Source organism: Cupriavidus sp. OTU4054, assembly GCF_038440175.1.
Taxonomy (GTDB): Bacteria; Pseudomonadota; Gammaproteobacteria; order Burkholderiales; family Burkholderiaceae; genus Cupriavidus; species Cupriavidus pauculus_D.
This window is the reverse complement of the sequence record NZ_JASATF010000022.1, coordinates 68,777-80,738: the sequence shown is the minus strand read 5'-3', so window position 1 is coordinate 80,738 and position 11,962 is coordinate 68,777. Positions and strand designations below refer to the sequence as shown.

The following is an 11,962-nucleotide window of genomic DNA, read 5'->3' as shown; positions in this document are numbered from 1 at the left end:
CTCATGAAAGCCAAGCTCATTCCGTTGTTGCTCGTCGCCGGTAGCGCACTCCTCGCCACGCGGGCCCATGCCGTCAGCGGCACGATCACGTTCAGCGGCGAGGTCAAGACGAACACCTGCAAGATCAACGACCTGAAGGATAGCGCCGCGAACTTCACGGTGCCACTCCCGCATGTCTCGGCCGATGCGCTTTCCACCAGCGGCGCGACGGCCGGGCGTACGCGATTCGATATCCGTCTTTCGGACTGCAATACAGATCCTGCCGGCAGCGCGTATGTGCATTTCGAAGGCAGCAACGATGCGGATCCGCAGTCCGGCCATCTGAAACTGGAGTCCACCGCCGGCGCCAAGAATGTACAGATCGCCCTCCTTGATGCCAGCGGCAACTCCATTCCCCTGAATGGCAACGCCCCCATTCCCACCGCGGTGCCGATCGGTACCGACGGCTCGGCCACGCTGCATTACGCCGCGCAATACGTGGCCACGGGCAAGGCCCAGGGTGGCAAGGCCACGGCACGCGTGAACTTTACGATCGTCTACCAGTAAGCGCGGACATCCATCGCAGTCATGTCGTTCCGATTCGCGCGAGTAGCGAAGGTTGCCACGGCCGTCGCGGGCTTTCTCGCCAGCGGGCTCACGCACGCCTCCATCGTCATCGACAACACGCGCGTGGTTTATCGCGCGGCGGAGGCGGAGGCGACGGTCCGCCTCACCAACAGCGGCAGGCACCCCTCGCTCGCGCAGGTCTGGATCGACGATGGCGACGCCACCGCGTCGCCCGCCTCGGCCGATGCGCCGTTCGTCGTGACGCCACCCATCGCGCGTATCGACCCGGACAAGGGGCAGACGCTACGTATCGTGTACACGGGCGAACCGCTGCCGGACGATCGCGAGTCCCTGTTCTATCTCAACGTCCTCGAAGTGCCCCCCAGGCCCACGGGCGAAGCGGCACAGGGCAATCTGCTGCAGATGGCGTTCCGCACGCGCCTGAAGCTGTTCTTTCGCCCCGCATCGCTTCCCGACGCTGCCGCGGAGGCCCCCACGCGCGTGACATGGCGCGTGACCGGCCGCGCGGTGGACGGCGACCGCGGGCTGACGCTCGAGGCCACGAATCCCACGCCCTACCACGTGACGCTCATCGACATTTCGCTTGCCGAACCGAAGCACGCCGCCCCGGCGCCCCACCGCGTCGGCGGCATGCTCGGCCCCGGTGCATCCCGGCAATTCCGGCTGGAGGGTGTCGTGCGGAACGGGGTCGATCCCGCTGCGGGAACGCGCGTCAGGTTCGGTGCCATCAACGATCAGGGCGGCACATGGTACGGCGAAGCGTCGGTGCAATAGGCACAGTAGGCGCATCGGGACGATTGGTGTTGCCTGCGCAAGTGTTGCCGTGAGCCGCGCCGCGGCACTGACCCTCGCACCCGCCGCGCTCGTCGCGATCGCCGCATCCGCGCCGTCACTCGCGGCAGGCGACGCCACCACGACGCTTGCCGCGGTCGAGTTCAACATGGGATTCCTGCATGGTGACGGACCGCCCATCGACGGCTCGCGATTTGCGTACGGCAATCCCGTCCAGCCCGGTGTCCACACGCTCACGCTCTACGTGAATGGCCAGCGCGTGGGCCGCGCGGCCATCCGGCTCGCGACCGTCGCGGACCACGGTGCCCTCCCGCTGCCGTGTTTCGATCGCGCGTTGCTGCAGCGGATCGGTGTCGATCTGGCCCGCCTGTCCGCGGCTGCGAGCGCCGCCCTCGTCAGCGCAGACGACCGCTGCGATCCCGTGGGCGCGCTGGTCGAGGGCGCCACCGCGCATTACGACATGAGCGACTTCCGCCTCGATGTCGGCGTTCCGCAGATCGCGCTCGCGCGGCACGCGCGGGGCTACACCGATCCGGCGTACTGGGATGATGGAGTGCCCGCGGCCATCCTGCGCTATGACGGCAGTGTCTTCGCCACGCGGACGACACAGGCCTCCGCCGCCGGCTCCGCCATGCAGGCTTACCTCGGCCTTCGCGGCGGCATCAACCTGGGCCCCTGGCGCCTGCGCCATGTCGGCAACCTGAGCACGAGCACGCACGCGGGTGCGAGCGCGCGCTACACGCCCACGCTGACCTACGTACAACGCGCCATCGCGCCGCTCGACAGCCTGCTGATACTCGGCGACGGCTTTACCGAAGGCACGCTGTTCGATAGCGCGGGCTTCCGCGGTGTGCAGCTGACGAGCGACGACCGCATGCTGCCCGACTCGCGCCGCGGCTTTGCTCCCATCGTGCGCGGCATTGTCAATACCAATGCGCGCGTGCAGATCCGCCAGGGTGGCAACCTGCTTCTCGAGACCACCGTCGCGCCGGGCGAATTCGAGATCGACGACCTGTACCCCACGGGCTACGGTGGCGACCTCGAGGTCATCGCCACCGAGGCGGACGGCAGCGTGCGAACCTGGCGCGTGCCGTTTTCCGCCACGGTCAAGGCGCTGCGGCCGGGCGTCACGCGCTTCTCGGTCACCGCCGGCCAGTATCGCCATCCATCGGTCGCCGACACGCCCTGGCTCGCGCAGGGCGTGCTGCGGCATGGGCTGAACAACGTCGTGACGCTCGAGGGCGGCGTGGCAGCCTCGCGAGACTATGCGGCCCTCGCGGGCGGCATCGCGCTCAACACCGCGTATGGCGCGCTCTCCGCCGATCTCGTGCAGACGTTCGCGGGGTCCGTACGCGGCCAGCGCCTGCGGCTGGCCTATCAGCGCCTGTTCCCCGGCATCGGCACGAGCGTGTCGGTGTCCGGCGATCACCAGATGGGCGGTAACTATCTCTCGCTCGCGGATGCCGTCATGCTTCGGCATGTCCCCGCGGGTCGCGAAGCCCCGTCGCCGAGGCCGGTCCGGCGCCTGCAGGCGCTCGTCAATCAGCCGCTGGGCGACCGCTTCGGCGCGTTGTATGTCTCCGCGGCGGTACAGGCCCAGCGGCATCGCGGTGGCCTCGGCACGCAGTTCCAGCTCGGCTACACCCATGCGTTCGGCCGACTGCGCTACAGCCTCGCGGCATCGCGCGATTTCAGCGTGGACACCGGCCGATGGAACCACCGCATCATGCTGACGCTCGGCATGCCGCTCGGCCAGGGCGCGACGACGGCGAGCGCGGCGGCCGCACTGACCTACGATCCGCGCGGCCGCACGATCGCGCAGCAGAGCCTGACCGGCAGCATCGGCGACGCGCCGACGCTGACCTATGGGCTGACCGCGAACGCGACCCGCGCGAGCCGCACGGCCGACGGCAACGACCCCGGCGAAGCGTATGGCGCCAGCGCCAACGCCACCTATTTCGGTACCATGGCGACGGTCAATGGCAACGCGGGCGCGGCATCGGGCTATCGCCAGGCAGGCGGCGGCGTCTCGGGGGTGATCGTCGGCTACGCCGGTGGCGTGGCCGCGTCGCCCGCGCAGGGCGACACGCTGGCCGTGGTGGAAGCGGACGATATTCCCGGCGCGCGCATTGCCTCGGCAAGCGGCACGCGCATCGGTCCATGGGGACGCGCGGTGGTCTCGAACCTGCAGCCGTTCGCGCGTAATGCTATCGAGATCGATCCGCGCGGACTGCCGTTGAGCGTGGAACTCGGGGAGGACACCCGTCATGTGGCGCCGACCCAAGGCGCCGTGGTCCGCGCGCGCTTCGAGACCCATCGCATGGGCCGCGCGGCGCTGATCCGCGCGCGCATGGCGGACGGCCAGCCGCTGCCCTTCGGCGCCGAGGTCTTCGCCGCCGACGGCCGCCGGATCGGTACTGTCGCGCAGGGCGGACGCGCGCTCGTACGCGGATTGCCGGCGGACGCCAGAACGCTCACCGTGACGTGGGGCGCCGATCCGCATCAGCAATGCGCGCTCGATGTCGCGCTGACGGGGGGCACCAGCGACCTCGCCGTCGGAGAAGGCCGATGTGCCGCGCCGCTATGAGATCGCCGGGCCCACCGGACATGCGCGCGCGCGTCGTGGCCATGATATCCCCGCCGGACGGCGATCCGCATAGGCAATGCACGCGCGATGCCGCGCTGACGCGCGCCACCAGCGACCTCGCCGTCGGAGAAGGCCGATGTGCCGCGCCGCTATGAGATCGCCGGGCCCACCGGACATGCGCGCGCGCGCCGTGGCCATGCTGGCCGGGCTGCTGTCCCTGCCGGGCGTCGCGTGGTCCGCCGCATGCACAGGCGGCGGGCAGACCTACGTGCTGATGCTGCCCGCCACGATCCGCGTCCTGCCTACGGCGTCGGTCGGCACCGCGCTGACGGGCTGGATCGATTCGCCCGCCGTGAACGACCACTACACCTGCGCGGCAGGCGCCGACGCCGGCATCGGCTCGCGCCTGCCCGGCGTGCGCGAAGCTGGCCTCGATATCCAGTCGGACGGTGTCACATATGCCGTCTATCGGACGGGGCTTGCGGGCGTGGGCATGGCCATCCGCCGCGACGTGAAGATCGGCGACCGGGTCTATGCGGGCTGGCACCGCGCCGGCACGCCGGGCAATGCCGCGTCATGGCAGGTCGACCGCACGCGCACACAGGGCACAGCGACACAGCCAGGCGGCATGGAAACGACCGGGGTGCGGTTCGGCGTGATGCTGGTCAAGACCGGCCCCGTCACGGCGGGCACGCTGCCGTCCGAGCTCGTCGCGGAAGGCGCCGCCGTGATCGGCGACGTCGCGCAGACGACGCCGCCACCGGTCACCTTCCGGATATCGGCCACCGCGGTGCAGCCATCCACGTGTCGCACGCCCGATGTGGTCGTCGACCTCGGCACGCATATGACGCACCGCTTCACGGGCCCCGGATCCACGACGCCACCCAGGCTGTTTCAGTTCGCGCTCAACGATTGCCCGGCCGGCCTGAACGGCATCACATACCGGATCGATGCGCGCTCCGCCATCGTGGCCGCCGACAAGGCCGTGGTCGCGCTCAATGCCGCGTCCGGCGCCACCGGCGTCGGTGTGCAGCTGCTGGATGCCGCGGGCGACCCCATGCGGCTCGGCACGCCGATCGACGTGCCCGGTTACGACACGCGCCGCGACGCCGACTACGCGATTCCGCTCGGTGCGCGCCTCTACCAGACCGGGAGCGTGGTCACGGCCGGGGCCGTGCGCGCGGAGGTGACCGTGACGCTCGACTACCGCTAGGCGACCTGGCGCGCGGCGTCCTCGGGCTCGTAGCCGCTGCGGTCCGCGGGGAAGATGATGCGGAACGTGCTGCCACGGCCGAGCTCGCTGGTCACGCGCAGATCGGCGTGGTGGCGCGACAGCACGTGCTTGACGATGGCGAGGCCCAGGCCCGTGCCGCCCGTGTCGCGCGAGCGGCTGCGATCGACGCGATAGAACCGCTCGGTCAGCCGCGGGATATGCTCGGGCGCGATGCCCAGCCCCGTATCGCTGACCGAGAACACCGAATGGCCGTCGGTGAACTTCATGCGGATGGCAATACGGCCGCCGTCCGGCGTGTAGCGCACCGCGTTGGAGACGAGATTGCCGAGCGCCGACAGCAGTTCCTGCTCGGCACCGCGCAGCACCACGGCGGGATCGATCTCCACCTCGATGCGATGGCGCTGCTGCGACAGCGCCTCCGCGTCGTGCACGAGGTGCGCGGCCAGCGCGGCCACGTTGATGCGGTCGAACGTCGGCGCCTGCGCATCGCTCTCGAGCTTGGCCAGCGCCAGCAGATCCTCGACGATGCGCTGCATGCGCATCGACTGCACGAGCATCATGTCGATATAGCGATGGCGATCCTCCTCGGAGACCGGCAGGTCCCGCACCGTTTCCAGAAAGCCGGTCAGCACGGTCAGCGGCGTCTTGAGTTCGTGCGAGACGTTTGCCACGAAATCGCGCCGCATGGCTTCGGTGTTTTCCACCTTGGTGATGTCCTGGGTCAGCACGAGCTTTCGGTTCTCGCCATAGGGAAGGATCTGCACGGCCGTCACGTTGCGCTTGTGCTCGCCCATGTCGCGCATGACGAGCGGCTCGTCGTAGCGCTCGCGCGTCAGGTAATGGACGAACTCGGGCCGGCGAATCAGGTGCGTGATGCGCTGGCGCACATCGCGCCGCGCATTGAGCCCGAAATGATGCTCGGCCACGCCGTTGCACCATTCGATCTGGTCGGCATCGTCGAGCATCAGCACGCCGTAAGGCGATGCCTGAATGGCCTGGATAAAGCGCGTGTGCTGCTGCTCCACCTGCAGCACCTGCGTGCGCCAGCGCTTGACCAGCCGGTGCAGGCGGTAATAGACCTCGCCCCAGATACCCAGCGCGCTCGGAATCTCGCCGTAGGCCGGCGCGTCGAGCACCTTCCACAGCCGGTTGATCTGGAACAGGTAGTACCCCAGCAGCAGGAACAGCATCGCGCACAGCGCGAGCAGTGCGGCCAATGCGCCGGCAAACAGGTAGATTCCGGCGGCGATGACGGCAAGGCTGATCAGGGCGGCCGCGGATCGGGCCCAGATGATATTCATGCGGAGGTAAGGGAATCGAACGGCTTCAGACGGCGCTCATGCGAGATTGGACCGCGTTTGCGACGGAGTGTGCCACGGAATCAAACCGGTGGCACATGGCGGATTCCCCGCAGATGCCATCGCCGCCGGGCGGATGCGATGGCACCGGATGCATCTCAGTGGCTCGGCGAGCGGGCCAGACGGTACCCGCTGCCGCGCACGGTCTCGATCATGTTGCTGTAGCCGCCCGGCGTGAGCGCCGCGCGCAGGCGCTTGATATGGACGTCCACCGTGCGTTCCTCGACAAACACGTGATCGCCCCACACCTGGTCCAGCAGCTGCGAGCGGCTATGCACGCGCTCCGGATGCGTCATCAGGAAGTGCAGCAGCCGGAACTCGGTGGGACCGAGGTCGAGCTTCAGCGGACCCGCGTCGTCCTGGCCCGTCACGCGATGCGTGGCCGGGTCCAGGCGCAGGCCGTTGATCGCCACCACGTCATCGGTCAGCTGCGGCGCGCGGCGGCGCAGCACGGCCTTGATGCGCGCGAGCAGCTCCTTCGGCGAGAAGGGCTTGGTCACGTAGTCGTCGGCCCCCGCCTCGAGACCCATGACCTTGTCCTGCTCCTCGCTGCGCGCGGTGAGCATGATGATCGGAATCTGCTTGGTGCGGTCGTTGGACCGCAGCTCCTTGGCGAAGGTCGCACCCGATTTGCCCGGGAGCATCCAGTCCAGGAGCACGAGGTCCGGCAATACGTCGCTCATCAGCGACAGGGCCTGCTCGGCGTTGTATGCCCGGATCGGATAATGTCCCGCGTGCTGCAGGTTGACGGCGATCAGTTCCGCGATCGCCGGTTCGTCCTCGACAACGAGAATACTGCTTGGCATGTAATTTTTCTCCGCTCTTCGTCAGTCCAGTACCGCGTCAGCTCAGCGCTTCCCGCTCCATGTCTTCACGGGAGGCGTGGCGGACGTCGGTACCCTTCACGATATAGATGATGAACTCCGCGATGTTCTTGGCATGATCGCCGATCCGCTCCACCGCCTTGGCGATGAACAGGAAATCGAGCGCCACCGAGATGGATCGCGGATCTTCCATCATGTACGTAATCAGCTTGCGCACGAACGCACGGAATTCGTCGTCGATCGCCTTGTCGTCCTTGACGATGCGGGCGGCGGCCACGGTATCGAGCCGCGCGAACGCGTCCAGCGCCTGGCGCAGCAAGGAGATGGCCATCTCGCCGGACAGCTTCACCTCGGAATAGTTGATCGTGTGCGCGGCGGCGTCTTCCATGATGTGCTTGGTGCGCTTGGCGATCTTCTCGGCCTCGTCGCCCGCGCGTTCGAGGTTCGTGATCGTCTTGGAAATCGCCATCACGAGGCGCAGGTCGCGCGCCGTCGGCTGGCGGCGCGCGATGATATTGCCGCAATCCGCGTCGATTTCCACTTCCAGCGCGTTGAGCTGCAGCTCGCGCGCGATCACGCGATCAGCGACTTCGCCGTCGAAATCTGCCAGCGCGCGCATAGCCGATTCGATCTGCGACTCCACCAGGCCGCCCATCTGCAGCAGTTTGGTGTTGATCGCGTTGAGGTCGGCGTCGAACTGCGTCGACAGGTGCTTGTCAGTCATGGTGTTCTCCTGGCCGCTATGCGTATGTTACGCGCGATGTTGCGTCGGCAGTTGCGCCGTCGGTTGCGTCAGCCGAAGCGGCCGGTGATGTAGTCTTCCGTTTCCTTGCGGTGCGGCTTGATGAAGATCTTCTCGGTTTCACCGAACTCGATCAGCTCGCCCAGGTACATGTACGCCGTGTAGTCCGAGCAGCGCGCGGCCTGCTGCATGTTGTGGGTCACGATCACCACGGTGTACTCGTCCTTGAGTTCGGCGATCAGTTCCTCGATACGGCCCGTGGAAATCGGGTCCAGCGCCGAGCACGGCTCGTCCAGCAGCAGCACTTCGGGGCGGATGGCGATACCGCGCGCGATGCACAGCCGCTGCTGCTGGCCGCCGGACAGGCCGTAGCCCGACTGGTGCAGCTTGTCCTTGGCCTCGTTCCACAGCGCGGCCTTGGAGAGCGCCCACTCCACGCGGTCGTCCATCTCCGAGCGCGACAGCTTCTCGAACAGGCGCACGCCGAATGCGATGTTGTCGTAGATCGACATCGGGAACGGCGTCGGCTTCTGGAATACCATGCCGACCTTCGCGCGCAGCAGCGCGATGTCCTGCTTGCTCGTCAGCAGGTTCTCGCCGTCCATGTTGATCTCGCCCTCGGCGCGTTGCTCCGGGTACAGCGCGAACATCTTGTTGAACGTGCGCAGCAGCGTGGACTTGCCGCAGCCCGACGGGCCGATGAACGCCGTGACCTTGCGGTCCGGGATCGACATGTTGATGTGCTTGAGCGCGTGGAACTGGCCGTAGTAGAAGTTCAGGTCGCGCACATCGATCTTGGCGCGGACGGTATCGGGAATGTCGATGACGGTAGAGGTCATGCTCATGTCTCGCTTGAATTCGGTTATTTCTTGAACAGCATGCGCGCGACGATGTTCAGCGCCAGCACACCGACGGTGATCAGGAAAACGCCAGCCCACGCCAGTTGCTGCCATTCCGTGAACGGGCTCATCGCAAAGCGGAAGATCGTCACGGGGAGGTTGGCCATCGGCTTGTCGAGGTCCGTGCTCCAGAACTGATTGGAGAGCGCCGTGAACAGCAGCGGCGCGGTCTCGCCCGCGATACGCGCCACCGCCAGCAGCACGCCGGTGATGATGCCCGCGTACGAGGACTTGACCGTGATCGACATGATCATCTTCCACTTCGGCGTGCCGAGGGCCACGGCCGCCTCACGCAGCGCGTTCGGCACCAGGTTCAGCATGTTCTCGGTGGTCCGCACGACGATCGGCACCTGGAGCAGCGCCAGCGCGCAGATGCCGGCCCAGGCCGAGAAATGGCCCATCCGGGTCACCACGAGCGCGTAGACGAACAGGCCGATCACGATCGACGGCGCCGAGAGCAGGATGTCGTTGATAAAGCGGATAAAGCTGGCCAGCATGTTCTTCTGGCCGTACTCGGCGAGGTAGATGCCCGCCAGCACGCCCAGCGGCGTGCCGATCAGCGTGGCGATTCCCACCATCACGAAGCTGCCGAAGATCGCGTTGGCCAGACCGCCGCCGGCGGTGTTCGGGGCCGGCGTCATCTGCGTGAACAGATCGAGCGACAGGCCGCCGATACCGAGCGAGATCGTGGTCCAGAGGATCCACATCAGCCAGAAAAGGCCGAACCCCATCGCGGCCAGCGAGGCGGTCAGCGCATACAGGTTCATGCGGCGGCGCGAGCCCTGCAGGCGCATGCGCACTGCGTCGGCATCGGGCCGGACTGCGGGAATGGAAGACGTCGCCATGGCGTTGCTAGCTTGGTTCATTTGCCCCCCTCGTTCTTGGCAAGGCGCAGCAGCAGCAGTTTCGACAGGGCCAGCACCACGAACGTGATGAAGAAAAGGATCAGGCCCAGTTCCATCAGCGCCGCGGTATGCAGGCCGGCGCCGGCTTCGGCGAACTCGTTGGCGAGTGCCGAGGTAATGCTGTTGCCCGGCGCGAACAGCGAGACGCTGTCGATCAGGTTGGTATTGCCGATGACGAAGGTGACGGCCATCGTTTCACCGAGCGCGCGGCCCAGGCCGAGCATCACGCCACCGATGACACCGGCGCGGGTGTAGGGCAGCACCACGCGCCACATCACTTCCCACGTCGTGCAACCCACGCCGTACGCGGACTCCTTGAGCAGCGTCGGCGTGACTTCGAACACGTCGCGCATCACGGACGCGATATACGGGATGATCATGATCGCGAGGATCACGCCCGCGCACAGCAGGCCGATGCCCAGCGGCGCGCCCTGGAACAGCTTGCCGATCACCGGCACCTGGCCGATGGTCGCGGCCAGCGGCTTCTGGAAATATTCGCCGAAGAGCGGCGCGAACACGAGCAGGCCCCACATGCCGTACACGATCGACGGCACGGCCGCGAGCAGCTCGATGGCGGTACCGAGCGGTCGGCGCAGCCACGCCGGGGACAGCTCGGTAAGAAACAGGGCGATGCCGAAACTGACCGGCACGGCGATGATGAGGGCGATCAGCGAAGTCACGATCGTGCCGTAGATGGGCACCAGTGCACCGTACACGTCCGCGGGTGGATCCCACTCGGCGTTCCACAGGAAGCCGATGCCGAACTGCTTGATCGACGGCCACGCGCTGATGGCCAGCGAAACGATGATGCCGCCCAGCAGCAGCAGCGTCACGATGGCGGCGCCGCGTGTCAGCCCGCCGAACAGAATGTCGCCGGTGCGGCTTGGTGGCCGTACGGCCGGTAGATCGGACGAAGTCGCCATGGTGGAATTGGGGTTGCGTTGAAACCGATGAAGCGATGAGACCCGGAGGAACCCGGCCGGGCCGCGATACCGCCGCGGCCCGGCCGTTGGACAGGGCTTAGTACAGCGCCTTGCCCGAAGCGTCCTTCACGGACGTCTTCCACGTATTGCGAATCTGCGTCACGACCGACTCGGGCAGCGGCACATAGTCGAGGTCCGTGGCCATGGCGCCACCGCTCTTGTAGGCCCAGTCGAAGAACTTCAGCACTTCCGTACCCTGCGCGGCCTTCTCCTGGCTCTTGTGGACCAGGATGAAGGTCGCGCCGGCGATCGGCCACGCACCCTTGCCCGGCTGGTTGGTCAGGATCTGGTAATACGTCTTGCTCCAGTCCGCACCGGCGGCGGCCGCGCGGAACGCGTCGTCGCTCGGCTGCACGGTTTCGCCAGCCGTGTTCTTCATGTTCAGGTGGGTCATCTTGTTCTGCTTGGCGTACGCGTACTCGACGTAGCCGATCGCGCCATTCAGACGCTGCACGAACGCGGCGACGCCTTCGTTACCCTTGCCGCCCGTGCCGCCACCCGGCCAGTTCACGGTCGTGCCCTCGCCCACCGTGTTCTTCCAGTCGGCGCTGGCCTTGGCCAGGTAGTTCGTGAAGATGAAGGTCGTGCCCGAACCGTCGGCGCGGCGCACCGGCAGGATGTCCTGGTTCGGCAGCTTGACCTTCGGGTTCAGCGAGGCAATGGCGGGATCGTCCCACTTCTTGATCTTGCCCAGGTAGATGTTCGCCAGCACTTCGCCGGTAATCACGAGCTCGCCTGGCTTCACGCCTTGCAGGTTGATCACGGGCACCACGCCGCCGATCACCGTCGGAAACTGGACGAGGCCCTGCTTGGCCAGTTCGTCGTCCTTCAGCGGCGCGTCCGAAGCACCGAAATCGACCGTCTTGGCGCCGATCTGCTTCAGGCCGCCCGACGAACCGATGGATTGATAGTTGACCTTGTTACCCGTTGCTTTTTGATAGGCGTCTGCCCATTTGGAATACACGGGCGCCGGGAACGAGGCGCCTGCACCGGTAATTTCCGCCGCGAACGCAGTGCCCGCTACCACCATCGAAACGATGCCTGCCACGGCAGTCTTGACCAGCTTCATAT

11 protein-coding genes are annotated in these 11,962 nt (G+C 66.9%); 4 read left to right on the top strand and 7 right to left on the bottom strand.

The genetic code is table 11. The features are described from left to right. Nucleotides 1-3: 3 nt before the first annotated feature. The 4 genes from AAHB16_RS23450 to AAHB16_RS23435 all read left to right on the top strand — a co-directional run bounded on the left by AAHB16_RS23450 (nucleotide 4) and on the right by AAHB16_RS23435 (nucleotide 5,159). Nucleotides 4-546, top strand: coding sequence for a fimbrial protein (locus tag AAHB16_RS23450; RefSeq protein WP_150371255.1), 543 nt, complete (start codon nucleotides 4-6; stop codon nucleotides 544-546). A gap of 21 nt (nucleotides 547-567) precedes the next feature. After that, a complete protein-coding gene (locus AAHB16_RS23445) occupies nucleotides 568-1,341 on the top strand; it encodes a fimbrial biogenesis chaperone (RefSeq protein ID WP_150371254.1) in 774 nt (257 codons plus the stop codon). A 49-nt stretch (nucleotides 1,342-1,390) separates the two neighbouring features. After that, nucleotides 1,391-3,946 carry a fimbria/pilus outer membrane usher protein gene (locus AAHB16_RS23440; RefSeq protein WP_342052111.1) on the top strand — a complete coding sequence of 852 codons (2,556 nt, stop codon included), beginning with the start codon at nucleotides 1,391-1,393 and terminating at the stop codon, nucleotides 3,944-3,946. Nucleotides 3,947-4,097: 151 nt separating this feature from the next. After that, a complete protein-coding gene (locus tag AAHB16_RS23435) occupies nucleotides 4,098-5,159 on the top strand; it encodes a fimbrial protein (protein WP_342052110.1) in 1,062 nt (353 codons plus the stop codon). Here the strand turns inward: AAHB16_RS23435 and phoR are convergent. The 7 genes from phoR to pstS form a co-directional block, all read right to left on the bottom strand. Beyond that, the gene (gene phoR, locus AAHB16_RS23430; RefSeq protein WP_150371250.1) at nucleotides 5,156-6,481 is read right to left on the bottom strand and encodes a phosphate regulon sensor histidine kinase PhoR; all 1,326 of its coding nucleotides are present in this window, start codon (nucleotides 6,479-6,481) and stop codon (nucleotides 5,156-5,158) included. The genes AAHB16_RS23435 and phoR overlap by 4 nt on opposite strands. Nucleotides 6,482-6,636: 155 nt before the next feature. Then, nucleotides 6,637-7,344, bottom strand: a complete 708-nt coding sequence (gene phoB, locus AAHB16_RS23425) for a phosphate regulon transcriptional regulator PhoB (protein ID WP_150371249.1) — start codon at nucleotides 7,342-7,344, stop codon at nucleotides 6,637-6,639. Nucleotides 7,345-7,381: 37 nt separating this feature from the next. Beyond that, entirely contained in the window at nucleotides 7,382-8,086 is a 705-nt protein-coding gene (gene phoU, locus AAHB16_RS23420) for a phosphate signaling complex protein PhoU (RefSeq protein ID WP_150371248.1), read from the bottom strand. Between the two features lie 68 nt (nucleotides 8,087-8,154). After that, nucleotides 8,155-8,943 (bottom strand): phosphate ABC transporter ATP-binding protein PstB, encoded by a 789-nt coding sequence (pstB, locus tag AAHB16_RS23415; RefSeq protein WP_109582615.1) that lies wholly within the window; start codon nucleotides 8,941-8,943, stop codon nucleotides 8,155-8,157. 23 nt (nucleotides 8,944-8,966) lie between these two features. Beyond that, complete coding sequence (gene pstA, locus AAHB16_RS23410) at nucleotides 8,967-9,869, bottom strand: phosphate ABC transporter permease PstA (protein WP_150371247.1); 903 nt, start codon at nucleotides 9,867-9,869, stop codon at nucleotides 8,967-8,969. Then, nucleotides 9,866-10,831, bottom strand: coding sequence for a phosphate ABC transporter permease PstC (pstC, locus tag AAHB16_RS23405; protein ID WP_150371246.1), 966 nt, complete (start codon nucleotides 10,829-10,831; stop codon nucleotides 9,866-9,868). The genes pstA and pstC overlap by 4 nt, the downstream gene beginning before the upstream one ends. Before the next feature lie 97 nt (nucleotides 10,832-10,928). Continuing rightward, nucleotides 10,929-11,960: a phosphate ABC transporter substrate-binding protein PstS gene (gene pstS / locus AAHB16_RS23400; protein WP_150371245.1), complete on the bottom strand. Its 1,032-nt coding sequence runs from the start codon at nucleotides 11,958-11,960 to the stop codon at nucleotides 10,929-10,931. Nucleotides 11,961-11,962 lie beyond the last annotated feature (2 nt).